Annotated in this window: 27 protein-coding genes and 1 pseudogene; 8 read left to right on the top strand and 20 right to left on the bottom strand. The window is 57.1% G+C overall.

The genetic code is table 11. The features are described 5' to 3' along the window. Positions 1 to 13: 13 nt before the first annotated feature. From GR212_RS31090 to GR212_RS31010, 17 genes are all read right to left on the bottom strand, one after another. Positions 14 to 667, bottom strand: coding sequence for an ABC transporter ATP-binding protein (locus tag GR212_RS31090; RefSeq protein WP_348643577.1), 654 nt, complete (start codon positions 665 to 667; stop codon positions 14 to 16). After that, positions 654 to 1,478: an ABC transporter ATP-binding protein gene (locus tag GR212_RS31085; RefSeq protein WP_204326840.1), complete on the bottom strand. Its 825-nt coding sequence runs from the start codon at positions 1,476 to 1,478 to the stop codon at positions 654 to 656. Before GR212_RS31085 ends, GR212_RS31090 begins: the two co-directional genes overlap by 14 nt. Continuing rightward, positions 1,454 to 2,449 (bottom strand): branched-chain amino acid ABC transporter permease, encoded by a 996-nt coding sequence (locus GR212_RS31080; RefSeq protein WP_163992846.1) that lies wholly within the window; start codon positions 2,447 to 2,449, stop codon positions 1,454 to 1,456. Before GR212_RS31080 ends, GR212_RS31085 begins: the two co-directional genes overlap by 25 nt. Positions 2,450 to 2,452: 3 nt before the next feature. After that, positions 2,453 to 3,403: a branched-chain amino acid ABC transporter permease gene (locus GR212_RS31075; protein WP_246726108.1), complete on the bottom strand. Its 951-nt coding sequence runs from the start codon at positions 3,401 to 3,403 to the stop codon at positions 2,453 to 2,455. A gap of 67 nt (positions 3,404 to 3,470) precedes the next feature. Further along, positions 3,471 to 4,676, bottom strand: coding sequence for a branched-chain amino acid ABC transporter substrate-binding protein (locus tag GR212_RS31070; RefSeq protein WP_163992842.1), 1,206 nt, complete (start codon positions 4,674 to 4,676; stop codon positions 3,471 to 3,473). 45 nt (positions 4,677 to 4,721) lie between these two features. Next, on the bottom strand, positions 4,722 to 5,483 hold the full coding sequence (locus GR212_RS31065) for an SDR family NAD(P)-dependent oxidoreductase (protein ID WP_163992840.1): 762 nt from the start codon (positions 5,481 to 5,483) through the stop codon (positions 4,722 to 4,724). A 54-nt stretch (positions 5,484 to 5,537) separates the two neighbouring features. Continuing rightward, a complete protein-coding gene (locus tag GR212_RS31060) occupies positions 5,538 to 6,233 on the bottom strand; it encodes an acetoacetate decarboxylase family protein (protein ID WP_163992838.1) in 696 nt (231 codons plus the stop codon). Between the two features lie 83 nt (positions 6,234 to 6,316). Next, complete coding sequence (locus tag GR212_RS31055) at positions 6,317 to 7,750, bottom strand: NAD-dependent succinate-semialdehyde dehydrogenase (RefSeq protein WP_163992836.1); 1,434 nt, start codon at positions 7,748 to 7,750, stop codon at positions 6,317 to 6,319. 26 nt (positions 7,751 to 7,776) lie between these two features. Further along, complete coding sequence (locus GR212_RS31050) at positions 7,777 to 8,880, bottom strand: Zn-dependent alcohol dehydrogenase (protein ID WP_163992834.1); 1,104 nt, start codon at positions 8,878 to 8,880, stop codon at positions 7,777 to 7,779. A gap of 46 nt (positions 8,881 to 8,926) precedes the next feature. Then, entirely contained in the window at positions 8,927 to 10,453 is a 1,527-nt protein-coding gene (locus tag GR212_RS31045; RefSeq protein WP_163992832.1) for an AMP-binding protein, read from the bottom strand. 43 nt (positions 10,454 to 10,496) lie between these two features. After that, on the bottom strand, positions 10,497 to 11,270 hold the full coding sequence (locus GR212_RS31040; RefSeq protein WP_163992830.1) for an enoyl-CoA hydratase/isomerase family protein: 774 nt from the start codon (positions 11,268 to 11,270) through the stop codon (positions 10,497 to 10,499). 160 nt (positions 11,271 to 11,430) lie between these two features. Continuing rightward, entirely contained in the window at positions 11,431 to 12,213 is a 783-nt protein-coding gene (locus tag GR212_RS31035) for an IclR family transcriptional regulator (protein WP_246726106.1), read from the bottom strand. Positions 12,214 to 12,353: 140 nt separating this feature from the next. Further along, positions 12,354 to 13,040, bottom strand: coding sequence for a GntR family transcriptional regulator (locus tag GR212_RS31030; protein ID WP_163992828.1), 687 nt, complete (start codon positions 13,038 to 13,040; stop codon positions 12,354 to 12,356). A gap of 45 nt (positions 13,041 to 13,085) precedes the next feature. Further along, complete coding sequence (locus tag GR212_RS31025) at positions 13,086 to 13,835, bottom strand: amino acid ABC transporter ATP-binding protein (RefSeq protein WP_163992826.1); 750 nt, start codon at positions 13,833 to 13,835, stop codon at positions 13,086 to 13,088. Between the two features lies 1 nt (position 13,836). Beyond that, a complete protein-coding gene (locus GR212_RS31020) occupies positions 13,837 to 14,940 on the bottom strand; it encodes an amino acid ABC transporter permease (RefSeq protein WP_163992825.1) in 1,104 nt (367 codons plus the stop codon). A gap of 2 nt (positions 14,941 to 14,942) precedes the next feature. Then, positions 14,943 to 15,800 carry an ABC transporter substrate-binding protein gene (locus GR212_RS31015; protein ID WP_163992823.1) on the bottom strand — a complete coding sequence of 286 codons (858 nt, stop codon included), beginning with the start codon at positions 15,798 to 15,800 and terminating at the stop codon, positions 14,943 to 14,945. Between the two features lie 117 nt (positions 15,801 to 15,917). After that, positions 15,918 to 16,658, bottom strand: coding sequence for an acetoacetate decarboxylase family protein (locus tag GR212_RS31010; protein ID WP_163992821.1), 741 nt, complete (start codon positions 16,656 to 16,658; stop codon positions 15,918 to 15,920). 304 nt (positions 16,659 to 16,962) lie between these two features. Here GR212_RS31010 and GR212_RS31005 point away from each other — a divergent pair, with 304 nt between their 5' ends. Continuing rightward, the gene (locus GR212_RS31005; protein WP_163992819.1) at positions 16,963 to 17,733 is read left to right on the top strand and encodes an acetoacetate decarboxylase family protein; all 771 of its coding nucleotides are present in this window, start codon (positions 16,963 to 16,965) and stop codon (positions 17,731 to 17,733) included. Continuing rightward, positions 17,730 to 18,557: a pyrroline-5-carboxylate reductase gene (proC, locus tag GR212_RS31000; protein WP_163992817.1), complete on the top strand. Its 828-nt coding sequence runs from the start codon at positions 17,730 to 17,732 to the stop codon at positions 18,555 to 18,557. The genes GR212_RS31005 and proC overlap by 4 nt, the downstream gene beginning before the upstream one ends. Positions 18,558 to 18,694: 137 nt before the next feature. Here proC and GR212_RS37845 read toward each other — a convergent pair. After that, positions 18,695 to 18,796 (bottom strand): annotated as a pseudogene (locus GR212_RS37845) (IS481 family transposase); the annotation flags it as partial. Between the two features lie 271 nt (positions 18,797 to 19,067). Then, complete coding sequence (locus GR212_RS30995) at positions 19,068 to 19,460, bottom strand: DoxX family protein (RefSeq protein WP_163992815.1); 393 nt, start codon at positions 19,458 to 19,460, stop codon at positions 19,068 to 19,070. 717 nt (positions 19,461 to 20,177) lie between these two features. Between GR212_RS30995 and GR212_RS30990 the strand changes: the two genes are divergently transcribed. The 6 genes from GR212_RS30990 (at position 20,178) to GR212_RS30970 (ending at position 23,672) form a co-directional block, all read left to right on the top strand. After that, a complete protein-coding gene (locus GR212_RS30990) occupies positions 20,178 to 21,152 on the top strand; it encodes a magnesium transporter CorA family protein (protein ID WP_163992812.1) in 975 nt (324 codons plus the stop codon). A gap of 367 nt (positions 21,153 to 21,519) precedes the next feature. Continuing rightward, the gene (locus tag GR212_RS37575; protein ID WP_281411091.1) at positions 21,520 to 21,651 is read left to right on the top strand and encodes a hypothetical protein; all 132 of its coding nucleotides are present in this window, start codon (positions 21,520 to 21,522) and stop codon (positions 21,649 to 21,651) included. Positions 21,652 to 21,789: 138 nt separating this feature from the next. Then, positions 21,790 to 22,023 (top strand): BrnA antitoxin family protein, encoded by a 234-nt coding sequence (locus GR212_RS30985; RefSeq protein ID WP_163992810.1) that lies wholly within the window; start codon positions 21,790 to 21,792, stop codon positions 22,021 to 22,023. Positions 22,024 to 22,185: 162 nt separating this feature from the next. Continuing rightward, a complete protein-coding gene (locus GR212_RS37840) occupies positions 22,186 to 22,443 on the top strand; it encodes a hypothetical protein (protein WP_432444422.1) in 258 nt (85 codons plus the stop codon). An 84-nt stretch (positions 22,444 to 22,527) separates the two neighbouring features. Beyond that, positions 22,528 to 22,947 carry a SyrB-like regulator gene (locus GR212_RS30975; protein WP_163992808.1) on the top strand — a complete coding sequence of 140 codons (420 nt, stop codon included), beginning with the start codon at positions 22,528 to 22,530 and terminating at the stop codon, positions 22,945 to 22,947. 119 nt (positions 22,948 to 23,066) lie between these two features. Further along, positions 23,067 to 23,672, top strand: coding sequence for a hypothetical protein (locus tag GR212_RS30970; protein WP_163992805.1), 606 nt, complete (start codon positions 23,067 to 23,069; stop codon positions 23,670 to 23,672). Positions 23,673 to 24,025: 353 nt separating this feature from the next. On the opposite strand, the gene GR212_RS30965 is transcribed toward GR212_RS30970, so the two are convergent. After that, positions 24,026 to 24,451, bottom strand: a complete 426-nt coding sequence (locus tag GR212_RS30965; protein WP_163992804.1) for a flagellin — start codon at positions 24,449 to 24,451, stop codon at positions 24,026 to 24,028. Between the last annotated feature and the right edge of the window lie 208 nt (positions 24,452 to 24,659).

Genomic DNA, 24,659 nt, shown 5'->3' with positions numbered 1-24,659 from the left:
TCTTTTCCTTCTCTCACGCGCCAAGATAGGCGGCTTTGAGATCGGGATCGTTAAGCACATTATGCGCCCCGCCCTCTACCGAGCAGCAACCCGCATCGATCACATAGGCATAATCGGCGATCTCAAGCGCCACCGCCGCGTTCTGCTCGACGACGACGAGGCTGATGCCCGATTTCGAGAGCGTTATGATGATTTCGAAGATCTGATTGATGATTTTGGGCGCAAGACCGAGCGAGGGCTCGTCCAGCATTAGCAGTTCCGGTGTCGCCATCAACGAACGGCCGATCGCCAGCATCTGCTGCTGTCCACCACTCATGCGGCTTGCCAACGAATGACGCCGTTCCTTGAGGATCGGGAATATGTCGTAGACCTGGGTGCGGATCTCGTCGAAACTGCGTCCGCGGCCCTGAATATAGCCGGCAAGCAAGTTTTCCTCGACCGTCAATCGCTGAAGGATCTGCCGTCCCTCCGGGCAGTGCGCGAGACCGAGCCGGGTGATTTCCTCCGGAGGCAGCCCCTTGATCGGCCGCCCCTTGAACTCGATGTCGCCGGCATAGACCTGAGTCAGGCCGGAGATCGACCGCAAGGTCGAGGTCTTGCCGGCGCCGTTCGCGCCGATGATCGTGACGATCTCGCCAGCGCGGACTTCGAGGTCAATGCCGAACAATACCTGCGTTCGACCGTAACCCGCCTTGAGCCCGGCGACTTTGAGCAAGCTTGCGGATGTCGTCGAGTTCTTCCGTGGTTCCAAGATAGGCCTCCTGCACTCTTTCATTCGTACGCACCAGCTCCGGCGTACCTGAGCAAAGCAACTCGCCATGGTTCAAGACGTCGATACGGTCGGAAATGGACATGACCATATCCATGTCATGCTCAATAAGGATGATCGCGCGGTCCTCGCGTTTCAGACTGGCGATCATTGCCGCCATTTCCTTCGTTTCGGTGTGGTTGAGACCGGCGGCCGGTTCGTCGAGCAGCACGATCGGCGCCTCAGTCACGAAGGCTCGCGCCAATTCCAGCATCTTCTGGCGGCCATAGGGTAGGTCGCCGGCCAGCGAATCCGCCACATCAGACAGGTGGAAGCGTTCCAGGCAGGCGCGGCAGATCTCCAGTCGCTCGGTCTTCGCGAGGCGCCTTACGCCGCTCAGCAGGGCCGGCCATGATTGTGGGAAAAAGCAGACCTCCAGGTTTTCCAGCACCGTCATGGCATCGAACAGGCGCAGGTTCTGGTAGGTGCGCGCCACGCCGAGCCGGGCGATGCGATATTTCGGGAGTTTGCTGAGCGTTGTCGAGCCTAGCCGGATCGTGCCCGACGTCACGCTGTAGGAACCCGCAATCATGTTTACGACGGTCGACTTGCCGGCGCCGTTCGGGCCGATGATCGAATAGATCGAGCCAACGCCGAAGGAGAGCGACAGGTTCCTGATCGCCACCAGCGATCCGAAATGCTTGCTTACATTTTCGAGGGCGAGAGCCATAGCGTCCGAACCTTTCGAAGGATAAAGCCGAGGTTGAAGCGCGGCGAGATGAGCCCACCCGGCCGTAAAACGATGACCGTCACGAGAACGACGCCATAGATGAGGAGGCGGTATTGCGCGGCGAAATGCAGGACTTCCGGCAGGATGACCAGCACCACCGCCCCGGCGATGACGCCAATAATGTTGCCAACCCCGCCAATGATGATGATCAGCACCACAAGCAATGATTCCTGAAAGGTGAAGCTTTCCGGGCTGACAAAGCGTTGGAACGAACCAAAGATCACCCCACCGGCCCCACCGATAGAGGCGCTCAACGCAAAGGCAAGCAGTTTCAGCGTCGTTGTGTTGATGCCGAGGCCACGCACCACGTCTTGATCCTCACGCAGCGCCCGCCAGGCTTTACCGAGGATCGACCGTTCCATGTAGTAGACGCTTGCGCAAACGATGATGGTGAGTGCCAGCAGCAACCAGTAGAAATGCACCGGGCTGGTCAACGGCAGACCAAAAAGCGTCGCCCGATCAAGTCCAGCAATGCCCTGCGGCCCGTTGGTCAGGTCATCGGCATTATTGATGGCAATGCGGATGATCTCGCCGAAGCTCAGGGTGACGATGGCGAGATAGTCGCCGCGAAGCTTCAGCACAGGAAAGCCGAGCAAGATACCGGCCAGCGCCCCGATGGCCGCACCGATGAACAAGATCAAGATAAACGGCAGGTGGATATCGAACTGCCCGCTGGCGAGAAGGGCATAGGCATAGGCGCCGACCGCATAAAAGGCGATAAAGCCCAGATCGAGCAGGCCCGCATAGCCGACCACCAGATTGAGGCCGACGGCGAGGATGATATAGATGAGAATGCTGTCCACCACGCGGACATAATAGGGCGACATTTGTGGCGCCAGCGCCAGCAGAACCGCGCATAGCGCAAGGGCTGCCAAAAGGCCGAACCGCCGGGCGATCACCGAATTCCCCATGGGTCAGTAATCCTTCTTTGCAACGGTCGTTTCTTCCGAGACGGTCTCGCCGAGCAGGCCGGCGGGCTTGAACAGAAGAACGAGGATAAGAACGGCGAAGGCGAAGACGTCGCGATATTCCGTGCCGATGAAGCCGCCGGAGAGAATCGGCAGGAAGGCCGTTCCGAAGGTCTCGATCGCGCCGAGCAGGAAGCCTCCGAGCATGGCGCCCGGAATGGAGCCGATGCCGCCGAGGATTGCCGCGGTGAAAGCCTTAAGGCCGATGACAGAGCCCATGGTCGGCTGCATGATGCCATAATAGGAGGCATACATGATGCCGGCTATGGCGCCGAGACCGGGGCCAATAAAAAAGACCAGGCTGACGGCGCGGTTGACACGGATGCCAAGCAGACTGGAAGTGGTCCAGCTTTCTGAAGCCGCGCGGATCCAGATGCCGAGGCGCGTGCCATTGACGAACAGCGTCAGCCCCACCATGAGCAAGATCGCGGCGGCGAGAATACCGACCTGCACCGTTGTCGCCATACCGCCGAGCGCGGCGATCGGCTCGCTCGACACGATGGCCGGGAAGCGCTCCGGCTGAGGGCCGACGGTGACACGAACTGCGCTTTGCAGCACGATGGACATGCCAAGTGCGCTCAACATCGGGGCCAAGCGGCCATAGGCGCGTAGTGGTCGATAAGCAAAGCGCTCGATCGCTACGCCGAGCAGGCCGACGACCACGAAGCTTACGACGATCGCGATGACGGAACCGAGAGCCGGCGCTAGACTGCCAGCGCCCAGAAGTCCGCTGAAAACGAAGGTATAGATGTACGGACCGAGCATAAAAAACTCGCCGTGGGCGAAATTGATCAGACGCATGACGCCGTAGACCATTGTGTAGCCCAACGCTATCAACCCGTAGATCGCGCCAATTGCCAATGCAAAGATCAATTGTTGAAGAAAATAATTGAACAAGGGACCGCCTCTATGACGATGGATCGGCACGGAACGCGCCGATCCCGTTGGAACAATGTCCGGTTGATCAGTTCTTGACCAGCTCGAACTTGCCGTTCTTGACGACATAGAGGTACATGGGAGCAGAGGTGTTTTCGCCGTTTTCATCGAAGGACACTGGACCGAGAAGCGTATCGACCTTTACTCCGTGAAGTTGGGCAAGGACGCCTTCGCGATCCATCGTCCCTGCTTTCTCCACGGCCGCGGCCATGACCTGAGCGTTGGCAAAGCCGAGCGAGGCATAGGGCCCGGGGGTTCGGCCAAATCGAGCCTGGTGACGTGCCGCGAAATCCTTCAACTCCGGCGAAGAGTCGTAAGGTGGGAGCTGGAATGTCATCAGTGCGCCCTCGGCGGAGGCAGCGCCTACCTGATTGATGAAATCGACCGTAAAGCCGATATCCGGGCCGATGAACTGCGCCTTGAGGCCCTGCTCTCGCATTTGTTTGAGAAACAGCGCGAGTTGGGGCATCCCGGCGCCCATATAGACTACATCAGGATTTTCGAGCTTGATTGAGGCAATCAGCGCGGAGAAATCCACGTCTTCCGGATTTGCGCCGAAGGTCCCGGCGACCTTTCCGCCACCGGCTTCGAAATTCTGCTTGAAGACGCTCGCAATTCCCTGCCCAAATACCGTCTTGTCGTGTACGAGGACAGCTTTCTTCAGGCCGAGTTTCTCAGTGGCATATTTTGCCGGAAGGGCGCCTTGGACGAAATCATTGGCGACTGGACGGACAACCGTCTTATAACCCATGCGCATTAGCTGGGGGTTAGTCGCAGGGACAACCTGCGGCATGCCGCATTCCGAATAGATATCCAGTGCCGGCATCGTGACGCCGCTATTCATGTGGCCGATAACGCCGATTACGGCTTTGTCGTCACAAAACTGCTGGGCGACAAGGGTGCCCTGGCGCGGGTCGGCGCGATCGTCGAGCGCGCGGAAGACGATCTTGTTGCCCTTAATGCCACCTTTTTCGTTCAATTGGTCGAAATAGAGCTGGGCACCGTCGATCTGCGACTGACCGAACTCAGCCTGTGCGCCGGACATTGGAGCACTGCCACCGAGAACAATATCATCCGCCATCGCTGGCAATACGCTCGACACCAGCAGCAACGCTGCTGCCGAAAGAAGTATGCGTGTCTTGGTCATTGAAGTTCCCCTTTTTCTTTGCTGAGCCGGCTGCGTGGAACCGTGTGCTGGCAACGCAGCCATGAATTTTTTATTAGTATTATTCATTTAAGTGATCGCGCATGGCCTAGCAGGCGCGTTACTCCTCCCTGCTTAAGTCGCCAGATAACCTCCATCCACCGCCAGAACGTGGCCGGTGGTCATTGTTGATGCAGATCCGGCGAGGAAGATCATTGCAGAAGCGACCTCCTCAGGTTCTGCCAGGCGTTTCATAGGCGTGAGAGAGCGGATCTTTTCCATCTGCGCTTCGTCCGCCATCAGATGATTGATCAGCGACGTCCTGACCCAGGTCGGCGCTATGGCATTCACACGAATATCGTTCCCGGCCCATTCGACAGCGAGCGTTTGCGTGAGGTTGACCACGCCAGCCTTGGTCGTTTGGTAGGAAATGTTCGGATGGAGACCACCGCCCGAATAGCTCATGATCGATGCAGTGTTGATCACCACCCCCGGCACGCCACGACCGATCCATGAACGGGCGGCCGTGCGCGAGCAGAGGAACATACCGGTCAGGTTGACCGAGATAACACTGTCCCACTCCTCAAGCGTAAGCTCGATCGAGGGGCGGCGGATCGAAATGCCTGCATTATTAACGAGCACGTCCAGTCCGCCCGCTTCGCGCTGGGCCTGCTCAAAGACCGAGAGAACCTCTGCCTCATCGGTTACATCAAGCGCGAAGACGCTCGCCCTGCCACCGAGTTCCGTCACCTCACAACATACGGCCCGCGCGGCCGCCACGTCCCAGTCGAGAACCACGACATGCGCCCCAAAGGCAGCAAACATCAAAGCCGCCGCACGACCGATACCGCCACCGCCACCGGTGATGAAGACCCGCTTTTCATCGAGCCTAAACATCTTCTCCGGGGTCTTTGCGCACCTCATGTGGACGAATCCCTGAAATTCGAGCCTTCAGCCGATAATCTTGCCAAAAGCCAGGACGAAGTTGGCAACGACCATTTCCGCGCCGACGACCTCGCGAATGTGGAAATCGGAGAAAGGATCGTTGGCATTGCCGCCAATCTTGATATCGGCTTTTCCGAAGGCATGGCGAAGTGTCTCGGACTGACCGAGCGAATTTTCAATGATCTGCGTTTCAGCGGCTGCGTTTTCCGGCGACGGGATGATACGCGTCTGGAAGCGCGGATGCAGCACCGGCTTATCGAAGGCCGGGCCATCGGCCTTAAAGTCGATTTCGATCAGCGACGTGCCGCGGCGCGACAACTTGGCCGACACCGATGTATCGGTCGCATTCCAATCGACTTCACCCATTTTCTTGGGATAGCCCCAAACTTCCCGGCCAACCGCCATGGAATCGTCGTTGGTAACAATCTCGTAAAGCACATGGCCGCCCGGACGACCCTGATAGTTCATGGGCACGACGATTCCACCTTCCGCGTAAGAACCGAGCGATCCGCCGGCCGGGACGTCCATGATGAAGAATTCGATCACATCTCCGCGGAGATCGAACTGCGTCGGCAGCGCCGCCCGAATCGCCGCCTCGTCGACACGGCAGAAGACGCTAACCTTGGCGAACGCCTTGTAGTCGAACGGAGGCGCCTGATAGAGCGGCGCGCGCTGCGGGAGGGTATAAGCCTGCTGGGACATAAGGGCTGGTCTTTCCTGCCTGTTGACTTCGATTTCATTTCACTACAATGAAAAATCTATGTCAATATTTCATTTGAGTGACCTCAGAAATTCGTCTGCGAAACGAATTTGATCGTCTGGAACGTCTCCAGCGCCTCCGCCCCTCCCTCGGAGCCATAGCCAGAATCCTTTATTCCGTTAAAGGGCACCTCCGCATAGGCAAGGCCATAATCATTGATCGACAGCATTCCCGCTTCGATGTCGTCCGCGAAACGCTGTGCATTCCTCTGCGTCCGCGTGAAGGCGTAGGCGGCCAGGCCGACGGGCAAACGATTGGCTTCGTCGATCGCCTCATCGATCGACGAGAATCGATTGACGACGGCCACCGGCCCGAACGGCTCCTCATTCATGATAGCAGCCTCCTTCGGCACCTCGGCCAATACCGTCGGCTCGAAGAAGAAGCCGGCATTGCCGATGCGATTGCCGCCGGTCAGCAGGCGTCCGCCCCTGGCGACGGCATCACCGATCAGCCTGTCCATCGCATCCAATCGGCGCGCATTCGCCATCGGCCCCATATCGACACCGCCTGTGAAACCATCGCCGATCCGGATCGCCTTCACCGCCGTGACGAAATCCTCAAGCACCCTATCGTAAACAGGTTCCTCGACAAGCACGCGTGTCGGCGCGATGCAGACCTGGCCGGCATTGTGAAACTTGTGCTCCGCCAACATCGATACGGCTTTGGGAAGATCGGCATCGGCGCAGACGATGTAGGGCGCATGCCCGCCAAGCTCCATCGTTACTCGCTTCATATGCGCACCGGCCAAAGAGGCCAGACGTTTGCCGACCGAAGTCGAACCTGTAAAAGATACCTTGCGGATCGCCGGGTGCGGAATAAGATATTCCGAAATTTCCGCCGGAATACCGTAGAGAAGATTGATCGCCCCGTCTGGAAAGCCCGCATCGGCAAAGGCGCGAACCATCGCCGCGCAGGAGGCCGGCGCTTCCTCGGCAGCCTTCAAAATGACGGTGCAGCCGGAGGCGAGCGCGGCGGAAATCTTGCGGATCGCTTGCGCCACCGGATAGTTCCACGGCGTGAAAGCGGCAACGACGCCGATCGGTTCCTTCATGACCATTTGCTGCACCCCACCCCTGCGGGCCGGGATGAGACGGCCATAGGAGCGAATGCCCTCCTCAGCAAACCAGCGGATCACGTCGTCGGCATTGCGCAATTCTGATCGCGCCTCGGCGAGCGGCTTGCCTTGTTCCATGGTTAGAATCGGCGCGATGTCCTCGAGGCGCGCCTTGAGATTGTCGGCGGCGGCGTGTAGGAGTTTCGCGCGTTCACGGGCCGTCGTCTTGCGCCATTGCCTGAAAGCTCTCTCGGCGGCCACAAGCGCACGATCCATCTCGGCTTTGCCCGCCTTGGCGACGCGGCCGATCTCGCCGCCGGTCGCCGGATTAAGGATAGGCAGCGTCACGCCGCTCGTGCCATTGGTCCATTCGCCGGCAATGAAAAGCTCCGTATCGGGATACATCTTCGTCTCGTCCTGTTGTCTGAGGATCATTGTTCAAAGCACACTAGGGTGCGGGCAAGAACGCCCTGTTCCAGCCAACGGAAGGCGTCATTGATCTCATCCAGCGCCACACGCTCGCCGATCTGGCGATCAAGATCAAAACGGCCGGCACGGTAAAGAGCGAGGATGCGCTCGAAATCATGCTCTGGCATGCCGCCGCCGTAGTTGCTGCCGATGATGCGCTTCTGGGTATTGGGCAAAGTCGAGGCTTGAAAGCAAACCATCTCGCCCTTGGCCGCGATGCCGACGGAAATGACAGATCCGCCCGGCCGCGCAGTATCGTAGGCAAGCGCGATGGCCGCAGGGCGTCCAGTGCAGTCGATAACGCTGTCGGCGCCCCGTCCCCGGCTCAGCGCCCTGATTTCGGCGGGAACGTCCCGCGTTGCGGAATTGAAGAAATGCGTGGCGCCGAATGAGCGAGCGACCGTTTCCTTCTCCGGATTAATGTCGATGGCCGCGACGGCTTTCGCGCCGGCAAGATGGGCTGCATGAATGGCGTTGATGCCGACGCCGCCGACGCCAATAACGCCAACGACCTCACCTGGCTCGACGCGCGCATCGTTGACGACAGCGCCAAAACCGGTTGTCACCGCGCAGCCAACAAGGGCAGCGACTTCGAAAGGAATGTCCTTCTCGATTTTCGAGCAACCGGATTCTGGCACAACCGCCAGTTCGGCAAAGCTCGAAAGGCACGTGAAGTGGTGGATCGGCCTCTCAACAGTGCCGAGCCGACGCGCACCGTTCCAGAGTGTGCCGTTACCGGCAGCCGCCCCATATGTGTCGCACATGGTCGGCAGACGCTTCTGGCAGTAGAAGCATTCGCCACAGTTTGGCGCCCATGAAAGGATGACGTGATCCCCCTTCCTTACCTTGGAGACTGCCGAACCAGTTTTCTCGACGATGCCTGCCGCTTCATGCCCGAGGATGATCGGCAGAGGTGGACGTGATTTGCCTTTCAAAGCGCTGAGGTCGCTGTGGCAGACACCGGTTGCGATAATCCGGACTAGAACTTCTCGGTCGCCAGGGTCGCCAATCGGCACGTCCTCAATCAAGAGGTCTTCGTTATAATTGTAAAGTACGGCAGCCTTCATTGCGGTTATCTCCCCGTGGGATATGGGTTCGCCTGTTTCAGGAAGTTCATTGACCAGCGCTTTCCAGCCTGTCCCAACTTCCTTCGAGAGATGTGGGAAGCCTGTGTTTCATGATGCGTTGGCTCGGTGTGCGTTCGAACTCCTCGATCACGGCGAGGTAACGCGGATTCTGAAACGGCGCCAATCTTTGGGCGAGCCAGCCGGAGAAGGACACAAAGTCAATATCCGCTCCGGCTTTAGGCTTTAGGAACAGCTTGATCTCCTGTTCGCCGACCTCAGCGTTCACACCGATCATGGCGCAATCCTCGACCAGCGGGTGACTGCCCGCCACATGTTCCACCTCGAAGGCCGAGACGTTTTCGCCCCGAACGCGTACGCTGTCCGTCAGTCGACCGAGAAAATAGAGATTGCCGTCCGCATCGAGCATCCCGAGGTCACCTGTGTGGAACCCGTCCGATCGCAAGGCTTTCGAGGTTGCTTCCTCATTGCGAAAGTAGCCGGTAAAGACCGCGCCTTCCTGCCGCGAGCGGACGACGATCTCGCCGGAGGTGCCCATCGGCACGGGCTTGCCGCACTCATCGAGGACCTCCACCGACAGCCACGGTACCGACCTACCGACAGAGCCCAGCACGCCGGTTTCGTTGAAAGTGGTAATGCTGGAGGATTCCGTCATGCCGTAGCATTCGCGCAGTGGCATGCCGAAGCGTTCTTCAAAAACACGCCAGATATCGCGCGGACAACCGCCGCCCCAAGCTACGCGGACCTTGTGATCTCTGTCGCGCGCGCTTTGGGACTGTTTTAAAAGAATTTGCAACACGCCGCCGAGATAGTGGATCTGGGTGGCGCCGCATTCCCGCACCTGGTCCCAAAAGCGGCTGGCGCTGAAGCGCTGTACCATGGCAAGCCGAACCTCGCGTAGAAGCGGGATGGGCATCAGCTGTGCGCCGCCGATATGATAGAGGGGCTCCCAGACAAAGAAAACATCGCCGTCGCGAGCGTCGGAGCAAAGGATTGCTCCTTCCGATGCGTAGCGCAGCATGCGGTGAGTAACGCAGACCGCCTTCGGCCGGCCCGTCGTGCCTGATGTATAATTCAGCGCAAACAGATCGTCTGCCGCAGGCAGGTCTTCCGAAAAAACATGACAGCCGTCGGCAAGCCGGTCGAGTGATTCCGCCTCACCCGTTTCGGCGATAAGGCGGAAGGCGGAACCGTCTACGCCACATTCCAGAATGTTCGGGAAAAAATCGCGGTCGGCAAAGACGATACGCGGATTGCAATGTTCGAGAATGTATTTAAGGCCGTCGCCGCGCAGTTGCACATTTACCGGCACCCATATGGCGCCGCACTTTGCGATGGCGAACAGCGCGGCGAGGCTATTCTGGCTGTTGCTGAGCATCAGCGCCACCCGGTCACCCTTTGAGACGCCGAGGCGCCGCAGTTCCACCGCTACGCTGTCCGACGTGCGATGCAGGTCCGCAAAGGTGATCGGCTCACCATCGAAGGTGGCATAAATAGTATCTGGCGAGGCGTTGGCCCTAATTGCCAGGAAGGATATAAAGCCTTTATCTTCCACGTCATAATCCCGAAAATCGTCAATATCGCAATGTCGACCCGCTTTAGACGGATGACTTGCCGGATCGAGTGGACAGGAACCGTTCCATCATTCGGTTGGGCTCGCCGTCGGTATAAGCGATGCGCTGATTACGCACGCCGGATGCAAGCGCATCGCGGAAGCGCGCTTCGGTAACCTCGCGGAAGCGCTGCTTGTTGAGCTTCATGGCAAGGCGCGGCTTGACGGCGAGTTCCTCGCCAAGGGAAAGCGAAGCCGCAAGCACCTCCTCCTTCGGTACGATCCGGTTAATGAGGCCGATAGCCGCACATTCTGACGCCGGCATCATGCGGCCGCTGAGCGTCAGATCGGTTGTGCGCGCAAGGCCGATCATTTCCATCATGATCCAGGGACCGGTCGTGCTGGCAATGCCGGAATTAATCTCGGGCTGGCCCATCTTGACGCCGTCATGACCGATACGGAAATCGCCAAGCAGCGCCACCTGAAAGGCGGATCCCGCGGCAAGACCGTTGAGCGCCATGATCAGAGGCTTGGAGAGGCTGCGGATACGGTCATAAAGACGCTCCCACTCTCCGATCCAAAGTTCCGCCCGATCAGGGTCAAAGGTTTTGGTCTCGTTGAGATCCTGGCCGGCGCCAAAGGCCCGCTCTCCCGCACCTGTCATTATGATTGCGCCGACCGAGGCATCCTGCTCTGCGGCTTCGAGAGCAAGCGCGAGGTCAGCGCGCATTTGGGCGTGCCATGCATTCAATACTTGCGGGCGATTGAGGGTGATCACGCGGCAGGAGCCGCGCTGTTCAGTCAGAATGAAATTTGTCATGTGCACCATCGTATTGCAATGTAATACGACGTATTGTATTTCGATGCATGAAAAAGTCAACGCGATTTTTCATGACGCAAAATTTCAGTGCAGAAAGCCACGGCCAAGGTTGGTGGCCGGTACAAAGGGGAGAGCGGAACGCCGGCCTCCGCCGCACATCCTAGAAGGTGGACGAAGCCTGCGAAATCGAGCGCGCTGCGGCAACGACGAGGGATGCCAAAACTTCCTCGGCCTTTTCAGGCGTATAACGCGCACTGGAAACACCGATATTAACGGCGGCGACTGGACGCGACGTGCGATCGAGAATAGCAGCAGCCACTGAAAGATCGCCGGGGAAAAACTCCTCCCAAGCCGTGGCGTAACCTGTTTTACGCGCCGTATCGAGCCGCGCGACAAGCGCATCGATCGTATTGACCGTATGCGGCGTAAAGGCTCGCAGACGGGAGCGTTTGAGTAGCGATAAGGCTTCTTCGGCCGGCAAACGGGAGAGGATAGCCCTGCCTGGCGCGGTGCAGAAGGCCGGCATGCGCGTTCCGACAACGACGTCGGTGTTCAGCATGTGCCGGCTCATGAAGCGGGCCGCAAAGACAATGTCCGAGCCGTCGGGCAAAGTCAGGTTGACCGTCTCCTCCGTCTCGCGGCTGAGATGGAGGAGATAGGGCATGGCCTGATTGACCAAGGGATTGGCGGTGATGAAATGACGCGCCATTTCGAGACTGCGCAAGCTCAGCTCGAAACGCTTTGTAACAGGATCCTTCTGCAGATAGCCAAGCTTCTTCAAAGTATGGGTGAAGCGCTGCGCAGCGCTCTTGTCGAGGCCGACATTCGCGCAAATCTGCGCAAGGCTGAGGCTGCGATTTGCCCCGTCGAAGGCCTCAAGCACGCGGAACGCTTTTTCCACCGACCGCACCATCAGGGGATCGCTGTCGTCATCATTCTTCATTTCCTCTGAGGACAAGCTCATCACCTTGGGTATCGCTTCGACACGCCCAAACGGGCGGCATGCAGAATCCTTCCCGTGTAACGCGGGCTCCTCTCACAGGCAAGTCTGCCGAGTGTCTCGGAAAAGCCGAAGCGACAAATTCAGGAGGAGCCCTTGAACAACAGGTCGCGCACGCGGTCGGAATCATGGACGACATGGTTGCGCATGAGCGTCCGCGCTGTCTCACTGTCACCGCCCATAATCGCCCTGGCGAGCGGGCGGTGATCCACCGATTCCGGCGTCGGCGATGGCGCGCTTTGATTGCAGAAATACCATAGGCGCAAAGCTAGATTGAAATTTTGCGTCAGCATGACTGCAAGGTAATCGTTGCGCGCCATTTTGTAGATTTGGCGGTGCAATTCGGCGTCCCCGGCAATCTGCGCGGAAATGTCGGTCTCCATCGCGAGCTTGTCAGCCAGCTTGACCAGGGACTGCCGCTCCTGGGGCATAGCACGCATAGCCGCGAGCGCCGCCGCCAGTCCTTCGATCTCGAGCCGGACTTCTTTGATCGACTGCTGGTCTCTCAAGCCTATATCGGCCGCAAAAATGCCGCGACGCGGATAAATGACGACGAGATGCTCGCCTTCCAGGCGCCGGAGGGCTTCCCGGATCGGCGCTAGACCGATCTCCAGTTCGAGGGTCAACTCCCGCTCATTCAACGGCTGGAGCGGCTGGTAATGCAAGCGAACCAGGCGCTCGAGCAGGATGCCATAGGCCTTGTCGCTAAAGCGGCTTTCTGATTTGGCCGCCTTCTCGCTGCCGGGAAGCATGGCCGCGATATTCATCATCCCTCGTCCTTCCATCTGCACGCACCCAAGATTGCCGCATCCGTCTCAAAGCCGCCCTGCGGCGGTGACCCGGCGCAGGAAGGACCGGGTCGCCGCCTCCCGCGGCGATCCGAACACCTGCTCTGGCGGGCCCTCCTCCAGAATTCTGCCCGCATGGAGAAAACACACTTTGTCCGAGATTTCGCGCGCAAAATTCATTTCGTGTGTGGTCAGTAGCATTGTCATGCCCTGCATTGCCAGATCACGCACCAGATCGAGCACTTCCATTACGAGTTCTGGATCGAGAGCCGAAGTAATCTCATCGAGAAGCAGCGCTTCTGGCTGCATGATCATGGTTCGGGCAATAGCGACGCGTTGCTGCTGGCCGCCGGAAAGCTGATCGGGAAAGGCCTTTGCTTTGTCGCGCATGCCAACGCGCTCCAGCATCGTCAGCGCGCGCGCCTCCGCCTCGGTCCGACTGCATGAGTGGGTCGTAACCGGTGCGACTATGCAATTGTCGAGAACAGACATATGCGGAAACAGATTATAGCTCTGGAACACCATACCGATGCGCCGTCGCAACGCCACATGATCGATACCAAGGCCGGAAATCACCTCGCCGTCAAAGCGAATCTGTCCTTGCTGGATATCTTCCAGGCCGTTGAGGCAACGCAGCAATGTCGATTTGCCCGATCCCGACGCGCCTATCAATGACACCACCGAATGTCGCGGGATGTCTAGATCTATCCCGTCAATGACCCGGAGCTTGCCGTAGGATTTGCCGATGCCTTTAAGTTCGATTAACGGCCTCGCCATTTCAGCGGCCCTCCTTGAGGTCGGCACGAGAAACGAGATAGTCGACCAGTCTGGTTTGCGGAATGGTGATGGCTATGAACAGGATGCAAACAACGGTCACCGAGGATAGATTGTAGTAGTTCGCCGAGTAGATCTTGGCCTGGGTGAATGCATCGACAATGCCGACGATATTGACCAATGCCGTATCCTTTTGAAGTGCAATGAAATTACCGAGCATAGGCCCAGCGATGCGACGTATGGCCTGCGGCAGCACGATCAGGCGCAGCACCGCGCCGGGCGGGATACCGAGCGACTGGGCGGCGGAGATCTGGCTACGATGGATACCCTGCAGCCCGGCGCGGAACTGTTCGCCATTGTAGGCTGAATAGGTGAGCGAGAGCGCGGCGATCGCATACACCATCGGCTCTCCGTCGCTCAGTATAGGAATACCCATGAGCGGCACACCGAAGCAGACGAGATAGATGATGACGATCGCCGGCAAGCTGCGGAAAATATCCACATAGAAGATGCAGACGCCGCGCACCAGCACAAAGCTCGATCCTTGCAACGAGCGGCCCACAGCCAGCATCAGACCGAACAGCATCGAGAGCAACTGCGCCGCCACGGCGATGGACACGTTGACCCCAAAGGCTTTGGTGACGTCGATCAGGCTGGCGAGGATGACATCGCCGCGCAGGAAAGTCTTGTAGACCACCGCATCGTTGATGGACAGAAAGATTGCGATGGCAAGAAAGGGCAGCAGAAAACCAGTGATGCCCATCGCCGTGAAGGCATGGTGGCGCGAGTGAGCCGCTTGCTCGCGCGCGCCAATATAATCGCCGGCGCCCCATGCATTTGCCGAGCGAGCACGAGTGCGAAGCGCTCGTCCGATGGGCGCCACCAGTACAAGGGCGACACAGAGCGCCGCGAGTGCGGCGCCGTATGAGCGGATATGGACGCTGACCAGCGCAGCGACATCGCTACCAGCCAAGGTAGCGATGCCAACCGAGGCTGCCGAAAGCACGGCGGCTATGGCGACGGGCCACGCGGTCGGCAACGGTGGAGTCTGCCGGGTCGTCCCGCCAGCCGCCGCCACCAAAACCAGATCGTCCAGAGGTTTTGCCATCGTCATTCTGTCGACCACTCAGCGATGCTGGAGACAGGCGCTCCTAGGATCGGCGCCAGCCACTTGAGCTCGATGGCCTCTAAAGAGCCATCAGCCCGCATGTCAGCCAGGATTTGATCCGTGGGCGCGACATTCTTCGAGTTTTTGGGGAAGAGGATCGCCACATCGCCGCCGATTGGATAACGACCGAAGACCTTAAGCACGCCATTGGACGCCGTAGCGCGAGGCAGCGCGGTCTCCGTATCCGCCAGCGCCGCGTCAATCTGGTTCGCCATCAACGCGGCCCACATGTCGTCGTTGGATTGAAAGATGCGCACGTCGCCAGTTGGCTTCAACTTTTCACGCACGAATTTTTCCTGCACCGAGCCGAGCAGCACGCCGATGCGCTTGGTGCCCAACGTCCTGGCTGTAACATCGCTACCCGCCTTGGCTATCACGCCGGTATCGGTGAACCGGTAGCTGCCGGAGAAATCGACAGATTTCTTGCGCTCCTCAGTCGGAAAGAGATCCCAGATCGACATGTCGAAATCAGAAGCTTTGCCGGTCACCAACGACTCGAAGGAGGCATTCTTCACGACGATCTTTTCGAGACCGCCGCGATTGGCAATCTCCGCGCCGAGGCAATAGAGATACCCGCCGTCGATAGTTTCCGGCGTGTTGCCCTGATAGGCCTGCGGCGAAGGCAACGGCACCGCTATGGTGAGTACGCCCTGATGGGCCGGGGTCAGCGCGTGCTTGGCGGGATTCTCGCGCAGTTCGCAGCGGCCGAACGCGCCCTCCCCCGCAACTGCAGGAACAGTCGCGACACAGGCGAATAAGACCGCCGATGCCAGCAGCGATTTCATGAATACCTTGCTCATTTTTTGTTCTCCCCTCAGGATTGAGCGTTCATATTGGTATCGAGATTTCGGATCGCCCCTTTTAGAATTATGGCGGGTTGAAAAGAGCGACCCAGCTGGCGCTCGCCGGCTCATACGTCAGACGAGCGACGCCACCACGGTCGGTACGCCATTTTCGGGCGTGGATGCGAAATCGCCGATTGTATATTCGGCGCCGAGCACCTCGATCACGCGTAACGTCTCGTCGCCAACTGCAATCGTCGGCCCCAGCGAAATCGTGCCACGTCCAACCTTACGCTCGGTCAGCTTGTAGTCCTTGATGGTGTTACGGCTGATGATGTCGAAGGACTGGAAGCCCGGCCCATTAACCTCTGGAACCGCACGCACCTGGTAATGCGGGAAAAGGGACAGATCCGCCCAGGCGTCACGGCTGGCAGAGCTATCGAAATCGACGGAAATCTCGAACATGAGATCATCGTAGAGCGAAGCCTTCCCACGCACGCCACTCGCCGTCTGCTCCAGTTCGATACGGGCGAAATGTTTGGGGTAACCCCACAGCTCTCGGCCGCCCGCAACGGTCGTATGCTTGTCCTCATATTCAAAATAGTAGGTGCCCCCTACATGATCGCCGTAACGGATCGGCACGATCACCGCAGCATCGAAATAGGTGCGACCGGAATTATTGCCGAAATCGGCGATCGATACGACGAAACGATCGTCCGCCAGTTCGAAGGGGAGCGGCTCAAGCAATCGCTCCATCTGTGCTTTGTCGCCTCGACAATAAACCGAAAGCGTCTTCAAATCTGGGCAGGCATAAGTGACGTTGCCTGGTCCAAAACGCAGGAAATTCCAAAATTTAAGCGGGTCGTAGTGTTTCATCGCATCCACTGTCGTTTTTCGTTGTCGTTCATCTTTAATTACACTGACATTTCAGTTCAATTTTTTTAACCTGTCAAGCGGGATCGCGGACAGTAAGCCATGGCATTACGGTAGGTTACTGTTTTTATTTGCTTATTTCTACGAATCGATAAAGGATTATATGACGTCAATGGATTAGAACAGCAGCTATGTGATGCAGATCGCATGAAATTTTCTTGACGCAATGTTCTAACCGGATAGAGTTCATGTAAATGAATTTTTTCGTGAATTATTTCATTTCAGAGATAGCCGGTTGAGGACAAAGATGACCCGCATTCCCCTTCACAATGCCAACAACATACCGTTGCAGGCGCCGCTGATTCCCGATCCTTTTGTGCCATATGAATGCCCGGGTAACCGCAGTCTCAACGCCATCTGCCAGGGTGACGCTGCAATCCTCACCCAATATCTGGAGAACACGCCGTTCACACTCGCAAGCGACCGTTTTCTCGTCTACGTTTCCGATTTCACGAATTGTCGGAAAGCACCATTCATGGATGCCGGCATTGTCATTCCGGTTCGGTTCGGCAAACGCGAGGGCGGCTACTTCCTATTCGAATATGAAGACAACGACGCAGCCATCGCTGCCGGTCGCGATCTGTGGGGATATCCGAAGAAATTCGGCGAGATCGAATTGACGGAACACGAAGACGGCGCAACGGCGAATGTCGCACGCCATGGTATTCCGCTTATTTCCATCGAATGCCGTTTTGATGGTGTCGAGACGGAACCGTTGAAAACCACGCCGCATCTCAACATCCACATCCAGCCAGCTCCTGACGGTACAATCCTCAATAAGCGGGTGATCGCCCGCGACACCTCCCCGGATTTCCGTATGACCTCCTGTCGCTGGGGTTCGGCCAACGTTAAGCTTGGCGCCTTGCATACTGACCCGCTATCACCCTTAGGTCCGGTGCGGGTGCTTGCGGCGAACTATGTTGTCGGCGATTTCTTCGCGACCGAACAAAATGGCTGGGGCAAGACCATTGCCGATCTTATCGTCAGCGGCGCTCCGATCGAAGGAAATGTCGAATGAGCCAACGCGAAATGACGGGCGAACTGCTCCTGATCGGTTACGGCAATATGGGGCAGGCGATGCTTCGTAGTTGGCTGGAGGGCAGCTTCGTACAATCCGAAAACGTACATATCGTGGAGCCTGCCGAAGAGTTACGCGCTCAATCAGCGAGGTTGGGGATGAGGACCTATGACACCGCTGCCTCGCTAAACCCCGCCTTTCGCCCTGAGATCGTCATTTTCGCCATAAAGCCTCAAGTCATGCCTCGGATCATGCCAGATTACCGGCGTCATGCGACAAAAGCTGTTACGATAAGTATCGCAGCCGGCATTTCGATCAGCCTCATCGAAGAAGGACTTGGCAAGGTGCCAGCGATCCGAGCAATGCCCAACATACCGACTGCCATTGGCAAAGGCTCAACGGTTGTATTCGCGAACGATCTTGTCCGTCCGGAGCAGAAGCTGCTAGCTGGCCGACTGCTCTCGACAGGCGGCGCCGTACACCAAGTTTTGGATGAGGCATTGATCGACGCTGCGACCGCCATATCGGGCTCTGGACCCACCTACGTATTTCATTTTATCGAAGGGCTGTTCTCAGTTGCGACACAACTAGGCCTTCCTTCGCAAATAGCCTTATCGTTGGCAAAGGAAACCGTATACGGCGCTGGTGCATTGGCCATAGCCGAGAGCGCTACCCCGCAAGAGTTACGCCGTCAGGTGACTAGCCCAGGCGGCACCACGGAAGCAGCGCTGCGCGTACTCATGCAAGGAGGAGCACTGCAAAACCTGTTGCAACAAGCCGCATGTGCAGTGCACCGGCGTGCCATCGAGCTAGCGCAGAACTAGCCATTTCCGCCTGAACTGCGCGACTGAACCGCCGCCACTTTCGACCGGACACTCGGCATAAGCAGGAAGGCTCAAGCACAGACTTGAGGATAGGCTTATGTCTAACGAGTTTCGACAGGTTGATCTGATGATCGGGGACGTCCGGCGGCGACGCTGGACAATGTCCTACGGAGAACGGCGACAGCCATTTCCTCTCGACGTAGTGGTGTCAGTCGGGTGTTCTTCTTGTGGACGTTCATTTGGAGCAGTCCTGGAACACTGAGGTGTGGTCACTCCAGTCACCCGAGATCGGGGAAAGGGGACAACAATGCCGGATGCACGTCCAAGTCAGGCCGCTCATCACAGAGCTCTGACATTCCAGCATCGGCAACCTTGCAGCCAGGGAATATGGTTTCATCAAATCTCCAGTCACGGCGATGGCCCTGCATCAACCAACTTGGATCCCGCCGCTTACAGTCACGCATTCAGTTGAAGAAGCTGTTTTGGCTACCCAGTTGCCTCCCCGCCCTTTTAAGGAAGGTGTGCGAATATGCCGGCCGGAGCCCCGCCAAAAAGCGAAAACGACCCCGCACCGGCGGCGGCCAAAGCGAAGAAACCGCCGGCCATGGTGACGTTTTTCAAAAGTTCGGTGATATTGCCCCTATGTGCGTCATATCCTGTAACGAGGCACCACAGACCTAACAGGATACCTGCTGTACGCGCTGGATAGCCGGCGACCAACGCGATGCCACCGACAAGTTCACAGAATCCGACCAGGTAGGCGAAAAATACAGCGTCGGGCAAACCTAGAGCTCGAAGGCCCGGCACCAATTTGGCCTCGCCGCCACGCAACTTCAGTATTCCCCATACGATAAACGGTACTCCTAAAAACAATCGCGCAATTAAAAGGCCCTCGTTGTACATATTGGCAGCCCTCCATCCGGCTGTTTTTTCGCCAGGACCATTAGCCATTGCACTCATAAGTCGAATAGCTGCGATTTGATCAAAAATTTCCACGACATATGAAGTTGACGGCGTACAATTATACAGTTAGATCGCAAGCAACAATCATGCCAGTTTAAAATATACATTATATCAATGGCATAAGACACATTGTCGTCCATCGGGCGACAATTTTCCAAGCTAGATCGGGACAAATTGTCCAACACCCAAATTTAAGCGTCGCGCGCAGCGGAGCTATCAGTTCCAGCATTCTACGCAGGTGGGCGTTTTGGAGATTTAACTTTTGAGCCAGTTGTCGCCTCAACTGGTTGATCTCTTCGTCAAGACACGTCACTTCGTCAACGAAAGCCCCGACGTGCTGGAAGGCATGTCAGTGTTAACAGAGCCCATAGTCGCCGGGTGCGCAGCTTTGCATCGGTCTGATATTTCGCCATCCCTCCCTGAGCTCTGTGCAGCAATGTGGCAGGGACTTTTTTCTCTTCTCGCGCCTTGGCGCCGAAGGTTAGGTATTCATTTGGCATGTGAACTATTTTATCCACCAGGAGCGTAATCGCAACTACGCCGAACAGTTTGCGGTAAAGGCGGCCAATACTTGTATGAATGTTCCTCCAGCAGATCTCATATTCCCGCAGCTCGCGTTAGCTATAATCAGATTCGATCAAGGGGTTTCAGCGAACGATGTTGAAAGAATTTGCGAACCACACCGGCAACCACACGTTCAAATCAGAAGGGTCAGCCGACCGTATTGTCTGGATAGACCTTCTTGAGCCTTCTCCAACGGAGGTGGCAAATGTAGAAACCCTTATCAGCGCCAAACTTCCGTCCCTTGGAGCTCTCAGCGAAATCGAATCTTCCAGCCGGCTCAAGAGTGAAAACAGCGTATTGTATATGAGTACGCCGTCGGCTGCTCAGCGACCGGAAGGGGCACGGGTGACGCCTCCACTGGGGTTTGTCCTGTCGGCCGATCGACTGGTTACGGTGCGATTTATGCCATTGCCTGCTTTCGATACAGTCGCCGGGAAATTCGCCGACCAGCATAATGCTCCGAAGTCGGGAGTCGAAGTCTTCACAATGCTTTGCGAGGAGATCGTCGATCGTGTCGCTGATGCACTCGAACATCTGGCAGCCGAATTGAATGGTCTATCGGCCGAAACGTTTCACGCTGACGACACCCGTGGTCGCCAGGCCGCCAAGGCAAATCGTATTCTGAGAGTCCAGTTGCGCCAGGTAGGGCGCCTGGGTGACCGGCTCTCCGAACTGCAGGACGGCCTGCAAGGCTTGGGACGTATCGTTGCCTATGCCGATGAGAGTGCGTGTAACTGGTCGGGTGGAAAATTAACGCAGCGCATCGTCAGATTACGCCAGGACATCCATTCTCTGTCCGACTACGAAGAGCAGCTCGCCAACAAAGTGCAATTCGTCCTGGATGCGCTGGTCGGCCTGATTGGCATAGCTCAAAATGATGTCTTCAAAGTTTTGACGATCGTTTCCATTGTTGGCATTCCACCTACCCTGATGGCGGGTGTCTACGGCATGAATTTTAAGAGCATGCCGGAATACGATTGGACATGGGGATACCAATATGGTTGGGCAGTCATCCTTATCAGCGCCATCGTACCGTTGATTTGGTTCAAGGCAAAAGGATGGTTTTAGCCCCCATCTGCCATCGGCTCCGCGACCCAGCGGCTTTAGACGGCTGCGATATTGGCAGCTCGTTACGAGGGCGGCATCCTTGGGGCTTGGTTTGGATCGAGCCCTGAACCTCGGCAAACGCTTGCTCGATCGCTTCAGGTAGACCTCCGTTTCAACCTCCGCGGCTGCGGTAGTCTGAACGAGTCGATTCGGCGACGTGGATGACCGCTTCGAACGTGGCGTGAACTATCTCCCCGTCAACTTTTGGGTCGTGATCGAGCGGAAATCCGCAGGCCGGTCAGAAGGCAGCGAAGAGGATTTACTGTCCATTCGATCTTAATGTGTCGATGGGAAACAGATATCGTACGACCCGTAAGATGATATCACGATGGTCGATCGCGCAGTCTGCGGGATGTGGGCGCGCGGCAAGCCCATCCACGACGATGCGAAATTCATGGCGATCATAGAGTTGTGGATTTCCGATGAAATCGAACGCATGTATGCGCGCTATAGTGCATAGGTAGGGGAAAGATCGCAGCAAAAAAGCCGTCGCTGACGATTCGTCCCGCTTTGCTAGAGCAAGCCGCAGGCGATCACTTCGCGCCGATCGACGAGAGCAAAACGAAAGCAGACATTGAAATCTCCACGGAGGATCCAAATGAGAACCCCGCGCCGCCCCGCCAATCCTCTTGACGCAGCCGAGGCCTTGTTCAAGCCTGGCAAGAAGGTTGCGCCATCTCCTGCCGTCGAGCGGCGCGCTCTGCCCGGCGTCAAGGAGCAGGTTACTTTAAAGCTCGACAGCGATATACTTGCCTGGTTCCAGGCAGACGGTCCGGGCTGGCAGGAGCGTATCAACGATACCCTCCGCGCTGCGATGAAAGGCGATTGCTGACCGAGATCGCCCTGGTCGTCGTTACTTGCAAGGCGCGCGGTTCACAAGGAAAGTGGGCTCATTCGCCGGGTATCGAAAAACAGGCCGGTGAAATTGCAGCCCATGCGAAGCGAGGCGTCAAAGTATGCGCTCTTGCACCTACGCCATGACATTGTTCTGAAAATGGAGGAGATCAATGAGGACTTCCGCGAGACGGACATCGTAATTGTCATCGCCTCGAACGATATCGGGATCGAGACCCCGCTTTTCTATAAGTCGAACACCCGCATGGTCTACGGTAACGCGCGAGGATTGACAGCTGACTGGCAGGAGAAGAAAGCCTTGCAGAGCCGTTGCAGGACAACGATCCAGGCGAAACCGATCCCCGATCAGACATGCTTAATCGGGAACGCGAGAGTGCGTCGCAAAAATGCCGACTAAGGAAAGTGGAAATGGCCAACTTTCGATATTGACTTTGCGCAACTGGCAATCGAATGCTTTTTCGCCTGACAGAGGAGATAGCTGATGGCCGATGAGACAACCACTGGAAATACTGCCGATGGAGTTGAAAGCGAAACGTCTGCGGCGATCCCCGCCGTGAAAAAGACCCGTGCGCCAAGGCGCACAAAAGCTGCCATGGAGGCTGCTGCCACAGCACCGTCCGCTGTGAAGGAAAAACCGGCGAAGGCTGTGCGCGCGAAACGTGGATCCAAAATCGCTGCCGCCAAGACCGGGACGGCTGTAACCGCTCCAGAGAAAACCGTCACAGCTAAAGCATCTCCTCTAAAGGCGAGCGTGCGAGAGAACCCTGCCTCCGCTGACATCCTGGACGGTATTGCAGACCTTATCCAGCTGGAAGAAGAGAACAAACGCCTCCGGAAACAGTTAGCTGAAAAGCTCCGTGCAGAAAACGCGGATCTGCGTAAGCGCCTGGGGCAGGCTTGAACTCAGGGCTGGGCAGTGTGGTTCATGCCCAACGCAAAAGCCGCCGGGCTTAGAGGATTAGGCCCGGCTCGTCATATCGCAGTTATGCCTTCATACCACTTGCTTGAGGTTCGGATTCGATGAGAACACCATGGAGATTTCTTGCGGACCTCGTGTCGCGGAAGACAGCGGAAGACACCTCTGAGGTTCAACGCTCGAATCCGTCCAAGACCCATGTAATCGAATTTCACCCGAAGGTCGAAGAGCAACTTCAGGAAGCTGCACCTGAAGCTCCGGAAAAGCCAGCCGAAGCGGACCAAACGATATCTGGAGAACTAAGCCCACCCGAGTCTGACGCTGATTCAAGATCAGATCAGAATGCCGGCGAGGCGATCGAGCCATGGTCGGATGCCACAGTCCCGCCACCTGCAGAACAGGAGCCCTCAGATAATCAAGTCAGTCCCCTCGAACCGAAGACCCAACAATCCGATCAAGTCGGAGTGGTAGCCGTAGCTCCAACGACGAGGCGCGCAAGGGGAACACGTGAGACCCTTCGCGAGACGTCAGGGAAAGCTGCTGATCGCGATGGTGACGTCGAACTACAACATCGGGTCCCGAAGACTTTGTTTGACGAAATGAGCGAGCTCGACGAAGAGATTGCGGTGCTTCGATATAAACTGGCGCGCAAGCTTGTCGAACAAAACGCCCAACTGAAGAAAATGCTCGCGCGATTTGACACTGAATAGTTGCGCGTAGGTATTGCACGGAACCGTTTTCCCGTCCCATTCGCACGAGCGGTTTTGCTCCTGGATCGCCTGGGGGAGCTTGATTGTGCCTCCCAGTCGGCGTTAGTGGTTTTGAATTTAGCGATTGTTTCGACTACCTGGCTCAGCTTCAACAACGCCTGTCCAGCGGGAAGTGGCGCGTCGTGGATATGAAGATAAACAGAAATTTCCTGTGGAATTGATGTGTCTTCGCGAAATGGCAAAGAGGATCAATTCGACCTGGAAATCAATGACACGATATCAACCTGCCCCAAGGTGTAACGAGAGCAAGCACCCGGGCCACCTACTCTTCGCCGCGTTCGTGTAGAAGCACATCAAGTCGGCAATCGACAGATGCCCTGCGGCGGTAAGTTCTGCGGCGCCTTATTCGCGATAGACAGCGCCTGGATCGAACGCTGCTGCTGGGTTTGCGTCGCGTTGATCTGCGCGGAGGCTTCCTTCATGTCGGCATCGACAAGACGGCCCACGCCGCTGCCGATGCTATCCTTGAGCTTACTGGCGAATTCTATCCGGATGTCGATCCGCTTGCTCAACGAGCCGAGCTTAGACGCGGCCTCGGTGATCCTGTTCACGCAATTCCCAATATAACTCAAATAACTATCGATCAGATCCGGATCGTATACGACATCTATATCGAGGAACTTCAAGGTCGGGATGAGCTCCATGTTGACGTTTATATTTGCGAAGCCAAATCCGGATTTCTCACCTGAGATTCGGTCATTCATGACATCCGTTTTCATTCCGATGCCGCGTACACCGTTGTCGGCAATAATAACATCCGGGCGCGCAATCAGAGAATTCGGCAGCGTCGCAGTGGATCGATGATGCCGTTCAGGCTCGCCGCCTTGTTCCGCTTTGCACGTGTTCTACGCTGAGACTTCGACGCTGTCCGCAACGCAATCGACTTTTCGTCAATGTTCAGCATTTAGGTGGAGGAAGAATCTTCCC

The organism is Martinezella lusitana, assembly GCF_010668395.1.
Taxonomy (GTDB): domain Bacteria; phylum Pseudomonadota; class Alphaproteobacteria; order Rhizobiales; family Rhizobiaceae; genus Rhizobium; species Rhizobium lusitanum_A.
Note: the sequence above shows the minus strand (reverse complement) of the source record. Positions and strands in the feature narration are given on the sequence as shown.

Excerpts from the sequence above, each read along its gene's own strand:
- GR212_RS31055 (WP_163992836.1), bottom strand. The coding sequence starts at position 7,750 with ATGTATCCCGATACGGAGCTTTTCATTGCCGGCGAATGGACCAATGGC.
- GR212_RS30995 (WP_163992815.1), bottom strand. The coding sequence starts at position 19,460 with ATGTACAACGAGGGCCTTTTAATTGCGCGATTGTTTTTAGGAGTACCG.
- GR212_RS37840 (WP_432444422.1), top strand. The coding sequence starts at position 22,186 with ATGGAGGAGATCAATGAGGACTTCCGCGAGACGGACATCGTAATTGTC.
- GR212_RS30965 (WP_163992804.1), bottom strand. The coding sequence starts at position 24,451 with ATGAAAACGGATGTCATGAATGACCGAATCTCAGGTGAGAAATCCGGA.
- GR212_RS31030 (WP_163992828.1), bottom strand. The coding sequence starts at position 13,040 with ATGATGAATATCGCGGCCATGCTTCCCGGCAGCGAGAAGGCGGCCAAA.
- GR212_RS31065 (WP_163992840.1), bottom strand. The coding sequence starts at position 5,483 with ATGTTTAGGCTCGATGAAAAGCGGGTCTTCATCACCGGTGGCGGTGGC.
- GR212_RS37575 (WP_281411091.1), top strand. The coding sequence starts at position 21,520 with ATGGTCGATCGCGCAGTCTGCGGGATGTGGGCGCGCGGCAAGCCCATC.
- GR212_RS31040 (WP_163992830.1), bottom strand. The coding sequence starts at position 11,270 with ATGACAAATTTCATTCTGACTGAACAGCGCGGCTCCTGCCGCGTGATC.
- GR212_RS30970 (WP_163992805.1), top strand. The coding sequence starts at position 23,067 with ATGAGAACACCATGGAGATTTCTTGCGGACCTCGTGTCGCGGAAGACA.
- GR212_RS31080 (WP_163992846.1), bottom strand. The coding sequence starts at position 2,449 with ATGGGGAATTCGGTGATCGCCCGGCGGTTCGGCCTTTTGGCAGCCCTT.
- GR212_RS31025 (WP_163992826.1), bottom strand. The coding sequence starts at position 13,835 with ATGGCGAGGCCGTTAATCGAACTTAAAGGCATCGGCAAATCCTACGGC.
- GR212_RS31035 (WP_246726106.1), bottom strand. The coding sequence starts at position 12,213 with ATGAAGAATGATGACGACAGCGATCCCCTGATGGTGCGGTCGGTGGAA.
- GR212_RS31060 (WP_163992838.1), bottom strand. The coding sequence starts at position 6,233 with ATGTCCCAGCAGGCTTATACCCTCCCGCAGCGCGCGCCGCTCTATCAG.
- GR212_RS31015 (WP_163992823.1), bottom strand. The coding sequence starts at position 15,800 with ATGAGCAAGGTATTCATGAAATCGCTGCTGGCATCGGCGGTCTTATTC.
- GR212_RS31085 (WP_204326840.1), bottom strand. The coding sequence starts at position 1,478 with ATGGCTCTCGCCCTCGAAAATGTAAGCAAGCATTTCGGATCGCTGGTG.
- GR212_RS31020 (WP_163992825.1), bottom strand. The coding sequence starts at position 14,940 with ATGGCAAAACCTCTGGACGATCTGGTTTTGGTGGCGGCGGCTGGCGGG.
- GR212_RS30990 (WP_163992812.1), top strand. The coding sequence starts at position 20,178 with ATGTTGAAAGAATTTGCGAACCACACCGGCAACCACACGTTCAAATCA.
- GR212_RS31005 (WP_163992819.1), top strand. The coding sequence starts at position 16,963 with ATGACCCGCATTCCCCTTCACAATGCCAACAACATACCGTTGCAGGCG.
- GR212_RS31050 (WP_163992834.1), bottom strand. The coding sequence starts at position 8,880 with ATGAAGGCTGCCGTACTTTACAATTATAACGAAGACCTCTTGATTGAG.
- GR212_RS30975 (WP_163992808.1), top strand. The coding sequence starts at position 22,528 with ATGGCCGATGAGACAACCACTGGAAATACTGCCGATGGAGTTGAAAGC.
- proC (WP_163992817.1), top strand. The coding sequence starts at position 17,730 with ATGAGCCAACGCGAAATGACGGGCGAACTGCTCCTGATCGGTTACGGC.
- GR212_RS31010 (WP_163992821.1), bottom strand. The coding sequence starts at position 16,658 with ATGAAACACTACGACCCGCTTAAATTTTGGAATTTCCTGCGTTTTGGA.
- GR212_RS31070 (WP_163992842.1), bottom strand. The coding sequence starts at position 4,676 with ATGAATAATACTAATAAAAAATTCATGGCTGCGTTGCCAGCACACGGT.
- GR212_RS30985 (WP_163992810.1), top strand. The coding sequence starts at position 21,790 with ATGAGAACCCCGCGCCGCCCCGCCAATCCTCTTGACGCAGCCGAGGCC.